Source organism: Herbaspirillum sp. CF444, from assembly GCF_000282135.1.
Classification (GTDB): domain Bacteria; phylum Pseudomonadota; class Gammaproteobacteria; order Burkholderiales; family Burkholderiaceae_D; genus Herbaspirillum.
The window spans coordinates 26,275-44,604 of sequence record NZ_AKJW01000078.1 but is presented as its reverse complement, the minus strand read 5'-3'; the positions used below and the strand labels follow the sequence as shown (position 1 = coordinate 44,604).

Here is an 18,330-nt window from a genome sequence, read left to right as displayed (position 1 = left end):
GCGATGCCGTCGATCACGCTGATGATGTCGACGATCTTCTTGGAGGAATCGTTGATCGAGCCCATGGTGTCGATCACCTGGCCGACCACGCTGCCGCCCTGGATCGCGACTTCGGAGGCCGACGCCGCCAGCTGGTTGGCCTGGCGGGCGTTTTCGGCGTTCTGCTTGACGGTGGAGGTCAGCTGTTCCATGGCGGCGGCGGTTTCTTCCAGCGAGCCGGCCTGCTGCTCGGTGCGCGAAGACAGGTCGAGGTTGCCGTTGGCGATTTCGGCCGAGGCGGTGGCGATGGTGTCGGTGCCGGTGCGCACCTGGCCGACGATATTGACCAGGTTGTCGTTCATGCCCTTGAGCGCGGCCATCAGCTGGCCGGTTTCATCGCGCGACTCGACCTTGATCTGGGTGCCGAGGTCGCCCTGTGCCACGCGACTGGCGACGTCCACCGCCTTGACCAGCGGCCGGGTGATCGAACGGGTGATGACGATCGCCAGCGCAATGCCGCCGATCAGCGCGATGCCGCCGAGGGCGATCATCAGCGTGCGCGCGGTGCGGAACACGGCGTCGACCTGGGCCGTCAGCCGGGTAATGCTGTCGCTCTGGCGATTCGAGAGTTTTTCAATCGCGGCCAGGTAACGCTGGCTGTCCGGTATCAGTTTTTCCTCGACGATCTTGCGGGCCGCGTCTTCGTTGCCGGCATCCTTTTCCTTGAAGACGGCGGTGTTGTCGGCGATCACGATCTTGCGGTGCTCATTGATCTCGTTGAGGAGCGCCTTGCCGTCCAGATCCTGGATCAGCTCTTCCATCTGCTTGACGTAACCGTTGTTGCGGGAAATGGTGGCGACGATCTGGTCCTTGTAGAACTTCTGCTGCACCGGATCGGCGTTCTTGGCGGCGGCGACGATGCGGCCGACGTTGAGTTCGATCGATTTGTAGAAGGCATTGACCAGGCGCTCCTTGGCCAGGGCGTCGTTGACCATGAAATCGGTCAGGCTGCCGACCGACTGCAGGCGCCAGACGCCGATGCCGGTGATGACGCTCATCAGGATGAGCAGTGCCGCAAAAGCGATGCCCAGGCGTGTACCGATCTTCAGATTTTTCATTGTTCCATCTCTCCCTCATGTTGGCGCAGTTCGTCGCTTTGCCTGCTTCTTTATCTGATACTGATTGCGGACGGCTTGTGGCCGGCAGCGGAAAGTGGCGGGCAGATCGGGACGAACCGATGCGCATCCCTGCATTAACGGATGGTGCGATGCAGGACTTGAGGAAAAAGCACGCGACGGCTGAATGTTCAGCGTGCAGTCAGGATAGGCGCAGCCGACCGCTATGCCGTGGGAGATTTTGGTGGGGTTGCGGTCAACGCCAGCGTCTCCCATAGCCGGGTCAGCGCCGGCCGTTTGTTTTGCAGTGAACGGAACACGCGGATTTCCAGTTCCAGCGACCAGGCGTCGCCGCCGGCGCTCACCAGCTTGCCTTCATCCAGCTCCTCGACGACCGAGCGCTGCGGCAGCCAGGCCAGGCCGTGGCCGTTGAGCGCCATGCGCTTGAGCAACTCCGCCATGTCCGATTCGTAGCTGGTCAGCAGGCCCGGCGCTTGCGGCGCGCCGGCCAGGATCAGCTCCATCACGCGACCGAGGAAAGACGTCGCCGGGTAAGCCAGCAGCCTGGTCGGCTTGCTCTTGCTGCCGGGCAAGCGAAACAGCGGTGCGCCGCTCTTGTCCGGCGCCGACACCGGGATCACGCGTTCGCTGCCGACCGTCACGTATTCATACTGGTCCGGGTTGAGCAGGATGGGTAGCTGGGGATGATAGAAACACAACAACAGGTCGCACTCGCCCTCGGTCAGCGCCAGCACCGAATCGTGGATGTTGGTGGCGGCGATGCGCGCACTGATGTTGTTTTTATCGTTGGCGGCGCCGTTGAGCTTGTCCAGCCATTCGGGAAAGAAACTCAGCGCCAGCGAATGCCCGGCCGTCACGCGCAGCATGTTGTCCGCGGTCTGCTCGCTGCGCAGTTGGTTGCGTGCATCGTTGAGCAGCTTGACGGCTTCCGCGGCGGCGTCGTTGAACAGCTTGCCGGCCACCGTCAGCGTCAGCGGATAAGTGCTGCGATCGACCAGCTCGGCGCCGATCCAGGCTTCCAGCGCGCGGATGCGGCGGCTGAAGGCGGGCTGGGTGACGTTGCGGTGATCCGCCGAGCGCGAAAAGTTGCGCGTCGCCGCCAGGCTGAGGAAATCCTCGATCCATTTGATGTCCATCTGCCGTCCTTTGTAGGCGTTTGTGTGTGTGTTTGCGTGCATCGGCATGCGATGCAACAGCGCATCTATAACAGCAAGCGCCGGGCGTGAAAAGTCCCGCCCGGCTGCCTTTTCCACAAACTATGCTCCAGCGACATAACCACCGTACTACTTTGCATAGCCTCGCCTGCCGTAAGGATTATCCTCGGTGCATGGAACAAGCTCACTCGGAATCTGCGGAAACAGCCATCATGAAAGTCGAACAAATCCAGCGCGCCATGTCGGTCGGCATCGTCGGCGGCCTCGGCGCCATCGGCAGCGCCGACCTTTACGCCAAAATGACCAAGGTCGCCGCCAAGGCGGCCCCGCACGAACGCATCAAGGTCCTGTTCGGCCAGCAAGCCTTCGACGACATCGACATGGCCGGCGCCGAAAACGCCGAGACCAATGCGCGCAAGCTCTACGTCTTCGACATGCTGCGCGAGTTCGAGGAGCGCAAGAGCAGCGCCGTGCTGCTGCCCTGCTTCATCAGCCATACCTTCCTCGACGAAGTGCAGGCCGAGATCGGCATCCCGGTGATCGACATGGTCGCCGCCATCCGCCGCCATCTGGTGCAGCGCCTGCCCAAGCTGCAGAAGATCGGCGTGCTGACTTCCAGCTACGTGCGCAAGAAGGGTTTGTTCGAGAAGTATTTCGGCGAGGACGATGTACAGTTGCTCTACCCCGCCGCCGCCATCCAGCATGCCTGCCTGATGCGCGCGGTCTATGGCACCACCGGCATCAAGAACGGCTATCTCGACGGCGAATCGATCGACCTGCTGTACCGCGCCTGCAGGGATCTGCTCGACCAGGGCGCGCAGGTGATCGTGCCCGGCATGACCGAGATTTCCACCGTGGCCGAAGTGCTCAGGGCGCGCGGCATCCCCATCGTCGACACCAACCAGATCTATGCGGAATCGGCATTGAGCTTCAAGGCCGAACAGATCGGCCGCTCGTTCAAGATCGGCGTGGTCGGCGGCGTCGGTCCGGCGGCCACCGTCGACTTCATCGAAAAGGTCATCAGGAACACCCCCGCCGCGCGCGACCAGGACCACATCAAGCTGGTGGTCGAGCACAACCCCAAGATCCCCGACCGCACCGACAACCTGATCGGCGACGGCGCCGACCCGACGGTGGCCATCTACGCCGCCTGCAAGCGCCTGGAGAACGACAACGCCGACATGATCGCGATCCCGTGCAACACCGCGCACGCCTTCGTCGAACGCATCCAGGCCTACCTGTCGATTCCCATCGTCAACATGCTCGGCGAAACCGTCAGCTATATCGAAAAGCACCACGGCGACAAAACCAGCATCGGCCTGCTGGCCACTTCCGGCACCATCGCCAGCCGCGTCTATCACCACAACATCGAGCGCAGCAAATTCCGCATGGTCGTGCCCGACGCCGAACATCAGGCCGTCGTCATGGACGTCATCTACGGCGCGCAAGGCGTCAAGGCCGGCTTCGTCAACGACGCCGTGCGCGCCAGGCTCAAACGCGCGATTGCCTACCTGGTTGCCAACGGCGCCGACGTCATCGTGCTCGGTTGCACCGAGCTGCCGCTGCTGATCGCGCAGGACGACAAGTTCGACGTCGGCGGCAAGCAGGTGCCGGTGCTCGACCCGACCGAAATCCTCGCCCGCAAATGCGTGGCTCTCGCCAATCCTGTCGCCCGCAAGGCAGCCTGAACGCCATGACGGCGATCGTGCCGTCCCATCATTTCATGTGACCCTATTGACACGTGACTATTGAGTCACTTAATATCGGCGTCATGGATGCGATCTTTAAAGCCTTGAGTGATGAAACCCGCCGCCAGCTGCTGGACATGCTGCGCAAACGCGACGGCCAGACGCTCACCGAACTCGAAAGCGCGCTGGGCATGACGCGCTTTGGCGTCATGAAGCACTTGAAGGTGCTGGAGGCCGCATCCCTGGTGGTGACGCATCGGTCCGGCCGGTTCAAATACCACTATCTCAATGCCGCTCCGCTGCAGTCGCTGGTCGACCGCTGGATCGAGCCGCTTACCCGTCAACCGCTGACCAGGGCCATCCTGGACCTGAAGGCCGAACTGGAAAGGACATCATCCATGGATTCCGTCAAACCCGATTTCATCCTTGAAACCTTCATCCGCACCACGCCCGGGAAGCTATGGGAGGCCTTGACCAGCGCGGAATTGTCGAGGCGCTACAACATTCGCGGCACGGAAATCCATGGCCGCTTCGAAACCGGCGGCAAGTACGAACACCGCACCGCGGAGGGCAAGGTGATGGTGTCCGGCGACATTCTGTTCGCCGAGCACGGCAAGCGGCTCGAAATGACCTTCCTGCCAAGCTGGTTCGGCTCCGATCTCAAACCGTCGCGCATCGTGTACGACATCCAGCCGGTCGGCGAAGTCACCAAGCTGACCATCCTGCATTACGGCATTCCGGAGGGGCATGAGGGCCTGAAGGAAGCGTGGGCCCAGATCGCGTCCAGCCTCAAGTCCCTGCTCGAGACCGGAAACGGGCTCAACTTCGCTTCCGCTTAGGGGCGAGTGATGCCGGCCTCGCCAACGCAGGAACTGGTCGTATCGTGCAGGTGCGGAAGCGTCGCCCTGAAGGCGCGCGCCGCCCCGATCGTCAGCGCCATCTGTTACTGCAAGGATTGTCAGCGGGGATCGCGCGAGATTGCGGCCTTGCCCGATGCCGCCGCCATTCAGGACCCCGATGGCGGGACCGCCTATGTGGCGTATCGCAAGGATCGCGTGACGCTCGTGAAGGGCGCGGCGCTGCTGAAAAGTTACAAGATCGAGGCGACGTCGGCGACCAATCGCATGGTCGCCACCTGCTGCAATAGCGCCATGCTGATGAGCTTCGATGACGGCAGGCACTGGGTATCGATGTACCGGGCCCGTTTTCCGGAAGATGCCGCGCCGGTGCAGATGCGCATTTGCACCAGATCCAGGACGGCGACGGATCCGCTGCCGTCCGACGTGCCGAGCTCCCCGTCCTATCCGTTCCGGTTCATCGTGAAGCTCATTGCGGCCAGGATTGCGATGATGTTCCATTCCTGAACGTGGCGCGGCGCGCGCGTCATGCCGACGTGGCCGGTTCAGGAGCGCAAGCCCGAAGATTTTTTCGCCACGTCTTCGCGTGGCGACCCTCGCCATAATAGTCGTTGATGAAACCATGGCTGCCGTCGCACACGCGGTCATAAAAGGCCCAGCTGTGGCGGTAGCGCGGGCCGCTATTGACCAGCAGGCAGCCGGCGCCGTCCGCCGCGCCCAGCCGACAGATCGCTTCGAACAGCATGCGCCCGACGCCCTTGCCACGCGCGGCCGTGGCGACGAAAGCGTTGAGCAGTTCGACAGAGGCGATGTCCGATGCCGATGCTGCCGTCTCCTCGTCGAAATGCAGCGTCATGCGCGCCTCCGGCGCCGACAAGGCCATGCAGGCGATTGCTCTTCCTTCGCCATCGCCGGCCACCAGGTAGCGGCGCGTGCGCCCGAATTCATCCGTCGCTCCTCGCATATAGGCTTTGATGGCATCGACTTCGCTCTCGACTACTTCGCCGCTATGCAAGTCGCGCACATGTTCGCGCAGTATGGAATCCAGCGTCGCGATGTCTCGCTCTTCCAGCGGGCGCGTTAAGAACCCGGTCGTGGATGTGTGTGCGGCGGGATGAGTGTCTGATTGCGAATGGAGCATCGCGTGCTTTCGTCGGCGGAGAGCGGCTACCTTAGCATCGCGTTCGTGCCGGCGTCACGTGGATTTTCTCGTGGATTCTTCATACCTCAGATTTACTGTGAACAGGCCCTAATTATTATCGTTTGTACCGGGCGTTTGGAACTGGGATATTGCGGCTGGCATCGAACCATCTGCGGATCATCTGCAGCGAGGAGATTTTTCTCCATCCATTTTCGTATTTTGTATCGAGGTATTCAGGCATGTATCGACAAGTCATCAACACCCTGTGCGCGGTGTCGGCATTCACTCTTTTCACGGGCTGCAGCAGCTACGCGGACAACACGGCTACCCAGCCGGACATCCAGGGCACGGTCGACGCCGCCATCCGGCCGCTGATGGAAAAATACGCCATCCCCGGCATGGCGGTCGCCGTCACCATCGACGGCAGGAATTATTTCTACAACTATGGCGTGGCCTCCAGGGCAAGCGGCCAAGCCGTCACCAACGCCACCCTGTTCGAGATCGGCTCCCTGAGCAAGACCTTGACCGCGACGCTGGCTTCGTACGCGCAGGTCAACGGCCGGCTCTCCCTGTCGGACAGCGTCAGCCGGCATCTTCCGTATCTGAGCGGTACCCCCTTCGACAACATCAGCCTGATGAATCTCGGCACGCATACCGCCGGCGACTTCCCGCTGCAGCTTCCGGACGAGGTGACGAACGACGAGCAGCTCATGGATTACTACAAGAACTGGAAACCCACCCACGCCGCCGGCACGTACCGAACCTACTCCAACCCCGGCATCGGCCTGCTCGGCGTCGTCACGGCCAAAAGCATGCGCATGTCCTTTGCCGATGCGATGGAGAAGACGCTGTTTCCCCGGCTTGGCATGACGCACAGCTATATCCACGTGCCGGCGGAGCAGATGAAAAACTACGCGCAGGGCTACAACAAGTTCGATGCGCCGGTGCGGGTGAATCCCGGCATGCTGGCCGACGAAGCCTACGGCGTAAAAACCAATACGCTGGACCTGATCCGCTTCATCAACGCCAACATGGGACTCGTCGGGCTGGACGGCAAGTTGCAGCAGGCGGTCACCGATACGCACACCGGTTATTTCAAGGCGGGCGAGATCACCCAGGACCTGATCTGGGAACAGTATCCCGATACCTCGCCGCTGGAGCGGCTGCTGGCCGGCAATGCCGACCAGATGGTCTATCAGGGCGTCGCCGCGACCGCGATCAGCCCTCCCTTGCCGCCGCAGGCCGCCGTGTTTCTCAACAAGACCGGATCGACCGGCGGCTTCGGCGCCTATGCGCTTTACGCGCCGGCAAAGAAAATCGGCATCGTGATGCTGGCCAACAGAAACTATCCCAACGCTCAGCGCGTGACGGCGGCGTACCGGATACTGAGCGAACTTGACAAGCAGAATGCCCCACGTCGCTGATATCGCTGATTGAGCGCAACCGATTCTTCCTGAAGCAAACAAAGGCCGAGCGGAAATTTCCGCAGCGGCCTTTTTCATCCGGGACGTCGGGAATCGCGGCGCACCATTTCGGTTTTTTCCGGTACGCCGCCTGATCCGGTCTGCACCATGTCCGGACTTTTCGGGCGCTCAATGCCTGTTCCGGGTATTTTTTCTTTCCATCAAAGCAAACAAAAAGCCGCGGGAAGCTGGGTTTTCTTGTGCGCCGCAATGGCGGAAAGCGGCCTTGCGTGGCACTGTAAAGCGTTGTTTTTAAAGCAGAAAGACTAGTTCCCCATCGTTTTGCAATCCCTTTTTATGAAGAGATATGGCACGATAAATGCATGTCTACTTTGATGTATACATTGGTGCCTACATTTAAAGGAACAACGATGATCCAGCCATTTCCGCAGTTTCAGCATCCCTTTCAGCGTCTTTTCAAGCAATTGATTGCGACCGGTCTGCTGACCGCCACATCCTTTGCGGCCTCGGCCGCCACCATCAATATCTCGCTCGACGACGACCCCGGCAAGCTGGATCCGACGCAATCGTCGATGATCGCCGAGCGCATGGTGTACCAAAGCATCTTCGACAAACTGGTCGATCTGGACGAAAACGGCAAGATCGTGCCGATGCTGGCGCAGCGCTGGACCATTTCCGACGATCAGAAGACCTACACGCTGTACCTGCAAAAGGGCGTGAAATTCCAGGACGGCACGCCGTTCAACGCCAAGGCGGTGGAATTCAATCTGTTGCGCGGCCAGGAGAAAAGCTCCCTGCGTCGCAATGAGCTTAAATACATCAAGCAGATCACCGTGGTCGACGACACCACCGTCAAGCTGGAGCTGAGCACGCCGTTCGCGCCCTTCATGTCTATCCTGACCGATCGCGCCGGCATGATGTCCTCGCCCGACGCCGTGAAGAAGTTCGGCGACGACTACGTCAACAATCCGGTCGGCACCGGCCCCTTCATCTACAAGGGGCGCCTCAAGGGCGCCACCATCACGCTGGAAAAGAATCCGCATTACTGGCAAGCCGGCCTGCCCAAAGCCGACGGCGTGACCTACAAGATCATGAGCGACGTCAACGTCGCCTTCAACAACCTGCGCAGCGGCCAGGTCGACGTCACCAATCGTTTTCCGTACAAGGAAATCACCAACATCGAAGCCGGCGCCAAGTACGCCGTCATCAACAAACCTTCGCTGGGTTTCCGCGGCTTCTACCTGAACACCTCCAAGCCGCCGTTCGACAAGAAGGAAGTGCGTGAAGCCGTCGACATCCTGATCGATCGCAACGCCATCGCCAAGGTGGTCTACAACGGCGCCGTCGCCGCCAGCCATTCGCCGTTCAGCAAGGCGCAGTTCTCCCATGGCGAGGCCGATGCGCCGCCGAAGGTCGACGTCGCGCGCGCCAAGGCACTCCTCAAGGCCGCCGGCAAGGAAGCCGGCTTCAGCTTCAAGCTGACGCTGCCGACCACGCCGTACGAGTCGCAGGTCGGCCAGATGATCCAGGGCATGCTGCGTCCGGCGGGCATCACCGTCACGCTGGAAAAAGCCGAACTGGCGACCCAGATCGAGTCGGGCAAGGCCGGCACCTATGAAGCCATCTTCGTCGGCTGGAGCGGTCGTCCCGATCCCGATCAGAACATCTACGACTTCGTCGTCACCAACGGTTCGCTGAACTACTCCAAGTACGGCACCAAGGAAGTCGACGACCTGTTGCAGCAAGCGCGCCTGGAAGGCAGCGAGGCCAAGCGCAAGGCCTTCTACGATCAGGCCATGCAGATTCTGGTGAAGGACGTGCCCTACATTTACCTGAATCACGACAACGTGTTGTTCGGTATCTCCAAGTCGGTCAAGGGCTTCCGGTATGTGCCGGATGGCGTGATCCGCACGTCGACGCTGGCGAAATAACGCATGCCTCATTTGCCCTTGTCCCAGCGCACGCCGGGACCCGGTGTCGTGACGAACGCTACAACGACGCCGGGTCCTGACTGTCGTCAGGACGACGGCTGTGTTGTGCTTGTAATGAACGTTCCCATTTGTCACGGCGCTGCTGCCCATGTCTCCATTACTTAAACGCATCCTGCTGGTCATCCCCACCCTGCTGCTGGTCAGCATGGTGATCTTTTCCCTGCTGGCGATCCTGCCGGGCGATCCGGTGACCGCCATCCTCGGCCAGGAAGCCACGCCCGAAGCCGCGCTGGCATTGCGCGCGCAACTCGGCCTTGACGACCCTCTTTACATGCAATACGGACGCTGGCTGGGCGGCCTGTTGCACGGCGATCTCGGCCGTTCCTTCATCGACCGCACACCGGTCATCGACGTCCTGATGCAGCGCCTGCCGGTGACGATAGAACTGGCGCTCGGCAGTTTCGCCGTCGGCATCATGATCGCGGTGCCGGCCGGCATCATGGCGGCGGTGCGTCCGCGCGGCATCGCCAATTATTTCAGCACGCTGGTGGCGCTGTTCGGCATGTCGGTGCCGCACTTCTGGCTGGGCATGATGTTCATCATCCTGTTCGCGGTCAAGCTGGGCTGGCTGCCGGCTTCCGGCTATGTGCCGTTCACCGAGGACTGGCGCGGCAACCTGGCGGCGATGTGCATGCCGGTGCTGGCCACGGGGCTGCGCGAGTCGGCGATCCTGATGCGCATGGTGCGCAGTAGCCTGCTCGAAGTGCTCAATGAAGATTACATCCGCACGGCGTTCTCCAAGGGTCTGAAGGACTGGCAAGTCGTCATCGGCCACGCGCTGCGCAATGCGCTGATTCCGGTGGTGACGGCCAGCGGCCTGATGGTGTCGGGTTTGCTCGGCGGGCTGGTGATTACCGAGAGCATCTTCGGCATTCCCGGCATGGGCAAAATGATCGTCGACGCCATCTTCCAGCGCGACTACATCATGGTGCAGGGCGGCGTGCTGGCGGCGGCGCTGATGGTGGTGATCGTCAACCTGGTGGTGGACGTGCTGTATAGCGTCATCGATCCGCGCATCGCGAAATGAGGACGGACATGAATCAAGCCATCGCAAAGAAAGCAAATACCGGTACCGCAGAAGCCCTGCCGCGCCGGCAACGTTTCGTCGGCCTGCGCCGTTTCGCCGGCAACCGCCTGGCTGTAGTCGGCGCGGCCATCATCTTGCTGCTGGTGCTGGTCGCGATCTTCGCGCCGCTGCTGGCGACCAACGACCCGATCTTCGACCAGGACTACGGCAACCTGCTCTCCGGTCCCGACGCAACGCACTGGATGGGCACCGACGATCTGGGGCGTGATATTTTTTCACGCATGCTGTACGGTGCGCGCATCTCGCTGCAGGCGGCGCTGATCGCCGTCGGCCTGGCCTTCTGCGTCGGCGTGCCGATCGGCATTGCCAGCGGCTACTTCCGCGGCTTCTGGGATGAATGGGTGGTGATGCGCATCGTCGACGCGCTGCAGGCCTTCCCTTCGCTGATCCTCGCATTGGCGCTGGCGGCGGCCCTGGGCGGCGGCTTTTACAACGCCATGGTGGCGGTCGGCATCGGCTTTGCGCCGGCCTTTATCCGTCTGGCGCGCGGCCAGGCGCTGAGCATCCGCAATCTCGATTACGTCATGGCGGCGCGCTCGGTCGGCGCCGGTCACATGCGCATCATGTGGCGTTACGTGCTGCCGAACGCGATGGCGCCGCTGGTGATCCAGGCGACCTTCGCGATGGGCTCGGCGATCATCGCCGAAGCGGGCTTGTCCTACCTCGGCCTCGGCGCCAAGCCGGAAGACCCGAGCTGGGGCTCGATGCTGCACATTGCGCAAGGCTATCTGAACACCAACCCGACGCTGGCCTTGTGGCCGGGCGTGGCGATCTTTGCGGTGGTGCTGGGCTTCAATTTATTGGGCGACGGCATCCGTGAAGTGTTCGATCCCAAGTTATACCGTTAAAGAGAACCGGCCATGTTGGAAGTCAATAATCTCAAAGTCGAATTCGTCCGCAACGGCAAGCGCGTCGCACCCGTCGACGGCGTGTCGTTCTCGGTCGGCGCCAACGAAACCGTCGGCCTGCTCGGCGAATCCGGCTGCGGCAAGAGCGTCACCGCGCTGTCCATCCTGCGGCTGTTCCCGATGTCCAGCAAGGCGCAGCTGAGCGGCGCCATCACCTACAACGACGGCGTTGCCGACAGCAATCTGCTGGAAGCCGACGACGCCACCTTGCGCGGCATGCGCGGCAAGGAGATCGCGATGATCTTCCAGGAGCCGATGACCTCGCTCAATCCTTTGCACCGCATCGGCGACCAGCTGCGCGAGATGCTGCGAGTGCATAGCGCGCATTTTAAATTCGATCGCAAGCAGATCGACGCGCAAGTCATCGCCATGCTGCAACGCGTGGGTTTGCCGCGCGCCGAGCAACTGGTCAACGATTATCCGCACAGCCTGTCGGGCGGCATGCGCCAGCGCGTGATGATCGCCATGGCGCTGCTGTGCAATCCCGGCCTGCTGATCTGCGACGAGCCGACCACCGCGCTCGACGTGACGATACAGGCGCAGATCCTCGACCTGATGCGCGAGCTCAAGCGCGAGCACGGCACCGCGATCCTGATGATCACGCACGACCTCGGCGTGGTGGCGGAAATGTGCGACCGCGTGGTCGTCATGTACGCCGGCCAGGTGGTCGAACAAAGCAGCGTGCGCGACTTGTTCGATGCGCCCGCCCATCCCTACACGCAAGCGCTGATGCGCGCGCGCCCCGCCCTCGACGCCACGCCGGGCGAGCCGCTGGAAGCGATTCCCGGCTCGGTGCCGTTGCCGGGTTCGGTCGAATCCGGCTGCCGCTTTGCGGCGCGCTGTCCGAAGGCGCAGGAGCGTTGCCACCGCGATGCGCCGACGCTCGACAAAGTCAGCGACGGCCACCTGGCGCGTTGCTGGTATCCGAATTGAAGAGGCTGAGATGACTGCTCCCCTGCTCCAGGTCTCCGGACTGAAAAAACACTTCGCCTCCGGCAAGCGCGGCGCGCCGCCGGTCAAGGCGGTGGACGATGTCTCGTTCTCCATCGACGAAGGCAAGACCCTCGGCCTGGTCGGCGAATCCGGCTGCGGCAAGTCGACTACCGGCCGCAGCGTGCTGCGCCTGATCGAACCCACCGCCGGCAGCGTCAACTTCATGGGCGAAGAGATTTCCACGATGTCTTCCCCTGCCCTGCGCAGCATGCGCCGCAACATGCAGATGGTGTTCCAGGATCCGTTCGCCTCGCTCAATCCGCGCATGACCATCGGCGAAGTATTGGAAGAACCGCTGATCGTGCACGGCCTGTTCGACCGCGCCACGCGCAAGCGCAAGGTCGCCGAGATCCTCGACGTGGTCGGTTTGAGTCAGGCCTATGCCGGTCGCCATCCGCATGAATTTTCCGGCGGCCAGCGCCAGCGCGTCGGCATCGCGCGCGCCATCATCACGCGTCCCAAACTGGTGGTCGCCGATGAAGCCGTATCGGCGCTGGACGTCTCGATCCAGGCGCAAATCCTGAACCTCTTGCAGGAGCTGCAAAAGGAGTTTTCTCTCACCTATCTGTTCGTCTCGCACGACCTCGCCGTGATCCGCCACGTCAGCGACAGCATCGGCGTGATGTATCTCGGGCGCATGGTGGAGTACGGCAGCTGCGAGAGCGTCTACAGCGCGCCCAAGCATCCCTACACGCAGGCACTGCTGTCGGCGATCCCGCGCGAGCATCCCGATCAGGTGCGCGAACGCATCGTGCTCAAGGGCGGGATTCCCAATCCGGCGTCGCCGCCGAGCGGCTGTCATTTCCATCCGCGCTGCGCGTCCTGCATGGACATCTGCAAGACCGAGACGCCGCCGAAGGTGGAGACGGCCCCCGGCGAATACGTCGCCTGTCATCTGTATCGTTAAACTTATCCATTGTCCGAACAAGAAAGCACCCTATGCCAACCTTCAACGCCAATCACTATCCCTACGCCTCGCGCCGCAGCGCCGTCTTCGCCAATCGCGGCATGGTCGCGACCTCGCAGCCGCTGGCCGCGCAAGCCGGTCTGCAGGTATTGCAGGCCGGCGGCAACGCCATCGATGCGGCCATCGCCGCCGCTGCCGCATTGACCGTGGTCGAGCCGACCGCCAACGGCATCGGCGGCGACGCCTTCGCGCTGATCTGGCACAAGGGGCAACTGCATGGATTGAACGCCAGCGGCCCGGCGCCGATGGCAATTTCGCTCGACGCGCTGACCGCCGCCGGCCACAAGGAAGTGCCGAAGTACGGCGCCCTGCCCGTCACCGTGCCCGGCACGCCGTCGGCCTGGGCCACCATGGCGGAGCGCTTCGGCCGCATGCCGCTGTCGCGCTCGATGGCCGGCGCCATCAGCCTGGCGCAGGACGGCTTTCCGATTTCGCCGGTAGTGGCCTTCGCCTGGCAGCAGGCCTACAAGACCTTTACGCGCGAGTTCAAGGAAGATCATTTCAAATCGTGGTTCGATACCTTCGGCGCGTTGGACGGTTCCGGTCGCGCGCCGCAGGCCGGCGAAATCTGGCGCTCTGCGGGCCATGCCAGCACGCTGCAATCGATCGCCGACGACAACGCGCGCAGCTTCTACCAGGGTGCGCTGGCCGAGAAGACGGCGGCCTTCATCCGCGCCGCCGGCGGCTACATGGACGTGGCGGATCTCGCCAACTTCCGTCCGCAATGGGTCGATCCGATTTCGTCCAATTACCGCGGCTACGATGTCTGGGAAATCCCGCCGAACGGCCATGGCCTGGTGGCTCTGCTGGCGCTGAACATGTTGAAAGGCTTCGACTTCAGCGAGCGCGACACGCTGCAAACCTATCACCGCCAGATCGAAGCCATCAAGCTGGCCTACGCCGACGGCCTGGCGCATATCGCCGACATCGACCACATGCGCGTCTCGGTCAAGGATCTGTTGTCCGACGCTTACGCCGACGAGCGCCGCAAGCTGATCGGCACGCACGCCACGCTGCCGGTCGCGGGCGATCCGCCGCGCGGCGGCACCGTGTATCTGTGCACGGCCGACAACGAAGGCAACATGGTGTCCTTCATCCAGAGCAATTACATGGGCTTCGGTTCGGGCCTGGTGGTGCCGGGCACGGGGATTTCGCTGCACAATCGCGGCAACAATTTCACGCTCGACGCCGCGCATCCGAATTGCCTCGCGCCTGGCAAGCGTCCGTACCACACCATCATCCCCGGCTTCCTCACCAGGGACAACCAGGCCATCGGCCCGTTCGGCGTGATGGGCGGCTTCATGCAGCCGCAAGGCCATGTGCAGATGGTGATGAACACGGTCGACTTCGGCCTCAATCCGCAGGCTTCGCTCGACGCGCCGCGTTGGGAATGGGAGAGCGGCAACAAGGTCAGCATCGAACACACCACGGCAGAGCATCTGTTCCGCGGCCTCGGTCCGGCCGGTCTGGGCCATCAGGTCAGCTGGTCCGGCAACCAGCTCGGCTTCGGCCGCGGCCAGATCATCTGGCGCGACGCCAACGGCGTGCTGTGCGGCGGCACCGAGCCGCGCACCGACGGTTGCGTCGCCGCCTGGTAGTTTCCTTCATTCAGCATTCCGATAAGGCCACGCCGCTCATGCATGCCTCACCCGATCCGTCGCTGACTCCGTCCGACAGCGTCGCCGAAGAGCCGGTCAAGGCCTCCTTGCCGGAATATGTCTACGCCCGTCTGCGCGAAGACATTTTTGAAATGCGCCTCCTGCCCGGCGACCAGGTCACCGAGACCGAAGTCGCGGCCTACTTCAAGGTCTCGCGCACGCCGGTGCGCGAGGCGCTGCAACGCCTGCAAAGCGACGGCCTGATGCAGGGCTACGTGCGCGGCGGCTGGGAAGTCGTGCCCATGGATTTCAAGCGTTTCGCCGATTTATACGAGTTGCGCCAACTGATCGAGGTCCATGCCGTGACGCGCTTGTGCGCCAGCCCCGGTGACGGAAAACATGTCATCGACATGGCGCAGATCAATGCCCTCAAGGCGGATTGGTGCGTGCCGGTAGCGCAGCGGCTGACCGACGGCCGTGCGGCCGCCGCGCTCGACGAAGCCTTCCACCAGACGCTGGTGCGCGCCACCGGCAATCAGGAAATGGCGAGCGCCTTCGACCGCCTCACCGACCGCATCCGCATCGTGCGGCGGCTGGATTTCGTCTACGGCGATTGCGTCGGATCGACCTATGACGAACATGCCGCCATCCTCGCGCAGATCGACGCTCGTGACGGCGACGAAGCCGTCAGGCTGATCACCGAGCACATCGCCGGCAGCCATGCGGAGGTCAACCAGATCACCTTGCATCGTCTGCACAGCGCGCGCGCCTCCGCCGCCACCGAGCGTTTGCCTTATGTCACGGTGAGGGTGATGCGGTCGTTTTGAGAATTGAAAAAATGGATGACGTCGCCCTGACGAAAGTCAGGGCCCAGCGTCGTATCGATGTTCGCCGCAACAGTGACCACTGATCTGTCAAGCAATCCTTGACAGATCGAACTTCAAATCGCCAGCGCCGCCAGCGTCAATACCACCGCCAGCAACAACGCCGGCTTGCCCGTACGCAGCACCGAGCGCGGCGCGTAGCACAGCTGCAGCACCAGCAGCAGGGCGGCGACGGTCATGGTGCCCAGCCAGGCCACCGGGCCGATGCCCCAGCCGCTGTCGCGCACGCAGACGGCGAATGCCACGGTCAACGCCAGCGTGCCCAGCCGGCGACTGCGTTTGCGCAGCAGTCCGCTCGGTTCGGCGCCGCGACCGTGGATGTCGGCGTAGTGGCGATCCATCGCCAGGCTTAGCGCCACCCACGCGCTGTAGGCCAGCGCCAGCGTCGCCAGAAAGGGCAGGGGGATGAAACTCATCATGCCGCCTCCTGTAACGTGGCGTTGTCGGCGTTGGTATTGGCATCATCGTGCAGATGCGCTTTGCCGGCCTTTTTTTCCGCCTTCTTCTTGCGGCCCAGATGCCAGGCTGCGCAGGCGAGACCGATCCCCAGCGCCAGTACGGTGAGATCGAACCCGGCCACCGACCACGGACCTTGCGCCATGAACAGCGTCACGCCCAGATGCGACGAGGTGGTGAAGACGTTCACTACCGGGATGCCCATGAAGAGCAGGGCGCCCATCCACAATTGCCATTGCCACATGCGGCGGTCGGGACGGATCTGCGCCAGCACGGCGGCGATGCCCCAGGCGATGAAGAACAAATTCATCTCGGCGTCGGGACGCTTTTCCATCGCCACCGGCAGCAGGCGGTTGGCCCAGAAGTAGGTCGCAAACGCAATCGGCAACCCGGCAATCGCGCCGATGTTGAGCGCTTCGACGAGGCGCAAGCCGAAGCCTGCCTTTGCCTGACCGCCTTGCGCCAGCTTTTTGGTATGGTTCTGGCGCGTCTTCACCGCCCACAGCAGCGCGCCGGTGGCGACCATCGCGCAGCCGGACAAGCCGCACAGGAAGAACAGGGCGCGCAGCAGCGGATTGGCGAAGTGGCCGAGATGCAGGCCGTACAGCACGCCGCGCGTGGCGTTGGCGCCGCCGAGGTTTTCATTGTCGCTGCTCATCAGTGCGCCGGTGACGCCGTTGAATTGCATCGACGGCTGGATGTAGTTCAGGCCTTTTTCTTCCCGGCGACGGATCTGGATGGTGGCGTTGGCGTCGCCCGGATGATTGATGGTGATGCCGACGGCAGGCATGCCGTTCCAGTGTTGCCCGGCTTGCGTCAGCAGCGGTTGCAGCGGCGTCAGCGGTGCCGGTTTGCCGGCAGCCTTGCCGTTCTTGGCGCTCGGGAAAACCTCGGCGAAGAAACTGTCCTGGTCGCCCTTGTACGCCGCCTGCACACCCCAGGGCATGTACAGGAACATCAGCGTCACCAGTCCGGTGTAGGTAATCATCAGGTGATAGGGCAGGGCCAGCACGGCGGTGGCGTTGTGCGCGTCGAGCCAGGAACGCTGACCCTTCTTCGGACGGAAGGTGAAGAAGTCCTTGAAGATGCGCTTGTGCGTGATGACGCCGCTGACGATCGCCACCAGCATGAACATCGCGCAGAAGCCGACGATCCAGCGCGCCCACAGCGGCGGCATGTAATGCAGGTCGAAATGCAGGCGGTAGAGGAATTCGCCGCCGCGCGTCTCGCGCACGTCCGGCATCTTGTCGCCGGTGAGCGGATCGATGACTTCGCTGGTGAACTTGCCGCGCGTTTTCGGCGGCGCATCCTTGGGCGGCGGGCTGATCCAGCCGATGCGCAGGGCCGTGCCGCGTTCCACCGGCAGCGTGATGAACCAGCGCGCGGCGTCGGGCGCCTTGCGTTGCAGCGCGGTCAATGCCGTTTGCGCGGCCTGGTCGTTGGTGACGGTCGCGCTATGTGAAGCATGCAGCTCGGGCTTCATCCACAGCGTGATCTCTTCGCGGAAATAGGACGCCGTGCCGGCGCAGAACACCAGGAACAACACCCAGCACACCAGCAGCCCGGACCAGGTGTGCAGCCATGCCATCGACTGGCGGAAACCTTCTCTCATGCCATGCTCCGCTGCGTCATCATCAGCAGCAGACCCAGCCCGAGCAGCGCGCCCGGCAACACAAGGCCGGCCCACGCGCGCCACGCCGTGCGCGCGGCAAACACCCACAGCACCGCGCAGCAGAATACGATGAAGGACAGCAGGGTGGCGGCGATCACCGCTTCGGCGCGCGGCATGGGCAGCAACACGGCGAGCAGGGCGGCTGCCGCGGCTGCCAGCGCATAGCCGCCGACGATGGCGGCCAGTACACGCGCAGCGACATCGAGGCGGTAACGCAGGAGAGGATGCAAGTTCATTTTCTACAATGTCATGGTTGGGCCGGCTGCAAGGTGCGCAGCCGTCGAGCTAGCGCCGGCTTTTGCCGTCGTCCCAGCGAACGTTGGGTCCTGACTTTCGTCAGGACGACGGAAGTAGTCTTGTCAGGATGTGGAATTAAGGGGCGAAGAATTTGTAGA

At 62.7% G+C, this 18,330-nt stretch carries 17 protein-coding genes; 11 read left to right on the top strand and 6 right to left on the bottom strand.

Annotated features, from left to right (window positions below; translation table 11 throughout):
- Window positions 1-1,097 (bottom strand): methyl-accepting chemotaxis protein (locus PMI16_RS17815; protein ID WP_007882130.1); only part of this gene is annotated, 1,097 nt, incomplete at its 3' end.
- 221 nt (window positions 1,098-1,318) lie between these two features.
- Complete coding sequence (locus PMI16_RS17810; protein WP_007882129.1) at window positions 1,319-2,251, bottom strand: LysR substrate-binding domain-containing protein; 933 nt, start codon at window positions 2,249-2,251, stop codon at window positions 1,319-1,321.
- Window positions 2,252-2,481: 230 nt separating this feature from the next.
- Between PMI16_RS17810 and PMI16_RS17805 the strand changes: the two genes are divergently transcribed.
- From PMI16_RS17805 to PMI16_RS17795, 3 genes are all read left to right on the top strand, one after another.
- On the top strand, window positions 2,482-3,957 hold the full coding sequence (locus tag PMI16_RS17805) for an aspartate/glutamate racemase family protein (RefSeq protein ID WP_007882121.1): 1,476 nt from the start codon (window positions 2,482-2,484) through the stop codon (window positions 3,955-3,957).
- Window positions 3,958-4,040: 83 nt separating this feature from the next.
- Window positions 4,041-4,796, top strand: a complete 756-nt coding sequence (locus PMI16_RS26775) for an ArsR/SmtB family transcription factor (protein WP_007882120.1) — start codon at window positions 4,041-4,043, stop codon at window positions 4,794-4,796.
- Window positions 4,797-4,805: 9 nt separating this feature from the next.
- A complete protein-coding gene (locus tag PMI16_RS17795) occupies window positions 4,806-5,321 on the top strand; it encodes a GFA family protein (protein ID WP_007882119.1) in 516 nt (171 codons plus the stop codon).
- Between the two features lie 19 nt (window positions 5,322-5,340).
- On the opposite strand, the gene PMI16_RS17790 is transcribed toward PMI16_RS17795, so the two are convergent.
- Window positions 5,341-5,955: a GNAT family N-acetyltransferase gene (locus tag PMI16_RS17790; RefSeq protein WP_007882118.1), complete on the bottom strand. Its 615-nt coding sequence runs from the start codon at window positions 5,953-5,955 to the stop codon at window positions 5,341-5,343.
- A 239-nt stretch (window positions 5,956-6,194) separates the two neighbouring features.
- On the opposite strand from PMI16_RS17790, the gene ampC reads away from it, so the two are divergent.
- The 8 genes from ampC (at window position 6,195) to PMI16_RS17750 (ending at window position 15,750) form a co-directional block, all read left to right on the top strand.
- On the top strand, window positions 6,195-7,379 hold the full coding sequence (gene ampC, locus PMI16_RS17785) for a class C beta-lactamase (RefSeq protein WP_007882117.1): 1,185 nt from the start codon (window positions 6,195-6,197) through the stop codon (window positions 7,377-7,379).
- 410 nt (window positions 7,380-7,789) lie between these two features.
- Window positions 7,790-9,310 (top strand): ABC transporter substrate-binding protein, encoded by a 1,521-nt coding sequence (locus PMI16_RS17780; RefSeq protein WP_007882115.1) that lies wholly within the window; start codon window positions 7,790-7,792, stop codon window positions 9,308-9,310.
- 148 nt (window positions 9,311-9,458) lie between these two features.
- Window positions 9,459-10,397: an ABC transporter permease gene (locus PMI16_RS17775; RefSeq protein ID WP_007882114.1), complete on the top strand. Its 939-nt coding sequence runs from the start codon at window positions 9,459-9,461 to the stop codon at window positions 10,395-10,397.
- Window positions 10,398-10,405: 8 nt separating this feature from the next.
- Window positions 10,406-11,305 (top strand): ABC transporter permease, encoded by a 900-nt coding sequence (locus PMI16_RS17770; RefSeq protein ID WP_007882112.1) that lies wholly within the window; start codon window positions 10,406-10,408, stop codon window positions 11,303-11,305.
- A 12-nt stretch (window positions 11,306-11,317) separates the two neighbouring features.
- The gene (locus PMI16_RS17765; protein ID WP_007882111.1) at window positions 11,318-12,298 is read left to right on the top strand and encodes an ABC transporter ATP-binding protein; all 981 of its coding nucleotides are present in this window, start codon (window positions 11,318-11,320) and stop codon (window positions 12,296-12,298) included.
- Window positions 12,299-12,308: 10 nt separating this feature from the next.
- Window positions 12,309-13,265: an ABC transporter ATP-binding protein gene (locus tag PMI16_RS17760; RefSeq protein WP_007882110.1), complete on the top strand. Its 957-nt coding sequence runs from the start codon at window positions 12,309-12,311 to the stop codon at window positions 13,263-13,265.
- Between the two features lie 32 nt (window positions 13,266-13,297).
- On the top strand, window positions 13,298-14,923 hold the full coding sequence (locus PMI16_RS17755; protein ID WP_007882109.1) for a gamma-glutamyltransferase family protein: 1,626 nt from the start codon (window positions 13,298-13,300) through the stop codon (window positions 14,921-14,923).
- Between the two features lie 38 nt (window positions 14,924-14,961).
- Window positions 14,962-15,750, top strand: coding sequence for a GntR family transcriptional regulator (locus tag PMI16_RS17750; RefSeq protein ID WP_007882108.1), 789 nt, complete (start codon window positions 14,962-14,964; stop codon window positions 15,748-15,750).
- 113 nt (window positions 15,751-15,863) lie between these two features.
- Here the strand turns inward: PMI16_RS17750 and PMI16_RS17745 are convergent, their stop codons facing one another.
- The 3 genes from PMI16_RS17745 to PMI16_RS17735 are packed head-to-tail and all read right to left on the bottom strand — an operon-like array spanning window position 15,864 to window position 18,171.
- The gene (locus PMI16_RS17745; RefSeq protein WP_007882106.1) at window positions 15,864-16,226 is read right to left on the bottom strand and encodes a DUF3325 domain-containing protein; all 363 of its coding nucleotides are present in this window, start codon (window positions 16,224-16,226) and stop codon (window positions 15,864-15,866) included.
- Window positions 16,223-17,875 (bottom strand): PepSY-associated TM helix domain-containing protein, encoded by a 1,653-nt coding sequence (locus tag PMI16_RS17740; RefSeq protein WP_007882104.1) that lies wholly within the window; start codon window positions 17,873-17,875, stop codon window positions 16,223-16,225. Before PMI16_RS17740 ends, PMI16_RS17745 begins: the two co-directional genes overlap by 4 nt.
- Entirely contained in the window at window positions 17,872-18,171 is a 300-nt protein-coding gene (locus PMI16_RS17735) for a DUF3649 domain-containing protein (RefSeq protein ID WP_007882095.1), read from the bottom strand. Before PMI16_RS17735 ends, PMI16_RS17740 begins: the two co-directional genes overlap by 4 nt.
- Between the last annotated feature and the right edge of the window lie 159 nt (window positions 18,172-18,330).

What these genes read in the sequence shown, in the direction of transcription:
- PMI16_RS17810 (WP_007882129.1), bottom strand. Translation starts at nt 2,251, where the DNA reads ATGGACATCAAATGGATCGAGGATTTCCTCAGCCTGGCGGCGACGCGC.
- PMI16_RS17805 (WP_007882121.1), top strand. Translation starts at nt 2,482, where the DNA reads ATGAAAGTCGAACAAATCCAGCGCGCCATGTCGGTCGGCATCGTCGGC.
- PMI16_RS26775 (WP_007882120.1), top strand. Translation starts at nt 4,041, where the DNA reads ATGGATGCGATCTTTAAAGCCTTGAGTGATGAAACCCGCCGCCAGCTG.
- PMI16_RS17795 (WP_007882119.1), top strand. Translation starts at nt 4,806, where the DNA reads ATGCCGGCCTCGCCAACGCAGGAACTGGTCGTATCGTGCAGGTGCGGA.
- PMI16_RS17790 (WP_007882118.1), bottom strand. Translation starts at nt 5,955, where the DNA reads ATGCTCCATTCGCAATCAGACACTCATCCCGCCGCACACACATCCACG.
- ampC (WP_007882117.1), top strand. Translation starts at nt 6,195, where the DNA reads ATGTATCGACAAGTCATCAACACCCTGTGCGCGGTGTCGGCATTCACT.
- PMI16_RS17780 (WP_007882115.1), top strand. Translation starts at nt 7,790, where the DNA reads ATGATCCAGCCATTTCCGCAGTTTCAGCATCCCTTTCAGCGTCTTTTC.
- PMI16_RS17775 (WP_007882114.1), top strand. Translation starts at nt 9,459, where the DNA reads ATGTCTCCATTACTTAAACGCATCCTGCTGGTCATCCCCACCCTGCTG.
- PMI16_RS17770 (WP_007882112.1), top strand. Translation starts at nt 10,406, where the DNA reads ATGAATCAAGCCATCGCAAAGAAAGCAAATACCGGTACCGCAGAAGCC.
- PMI16_RS17765 (WP_007882111.1), top strand. Translation starts at nt 11,318, where the DNA reads ATGTTGGAAGTCAATAATCTCAAAGTCGAATTCGTCCGCAACGGCAAG.
- PMI16_RS17760 (WP_007882110.1), top strand. Translation starts at nt 12,309, where the DNA reads ATGACTGCTCCCCTGCTCCAGGTCTCCGGACTGAAAAAACACTTCGCC.
- PMI16_RS17755 (WP_007882109.1), top strand. Translation starts at nt 13,298, where the DNA reads ATGCCAACCTTCAACGCCAATCACTATCCCTACGCCTCGCGCCGCAGC.
- PMI16_RS17750 (WP_007882108.1), top strand. Translation starts at nt 14,962, where the DNA reads ATGCATGCCTCACCCGATCCGTCGCTGACTCCGTCCGACAGCGTCGCC.
- PMI16_RS17745 (WP_007882106.1), bottom strand. Translation starts at nt 16,226, where the DNA reads ATGATGAGTTTCATCCCCCTGCCCTTTCTGGCGACGCTGGCGCTGGCC.
- PMI16_RS17740 (WP_007882104.1), bottom strand. Translation starts at nt 17,875, where the DNA reads ATGAGAGAAGGTTTCCGCCAGTCGATGGCATGGCTGCACACCTGGTCC.
- PMI16_RS17735 (WP_007882095.1), bottom strand. Translation starts at nt 18,171, where the DNA reads ATGAACTTGCATCCTCTCCTGCGTTACCGCCTCGATGTCGCTGCGCGT.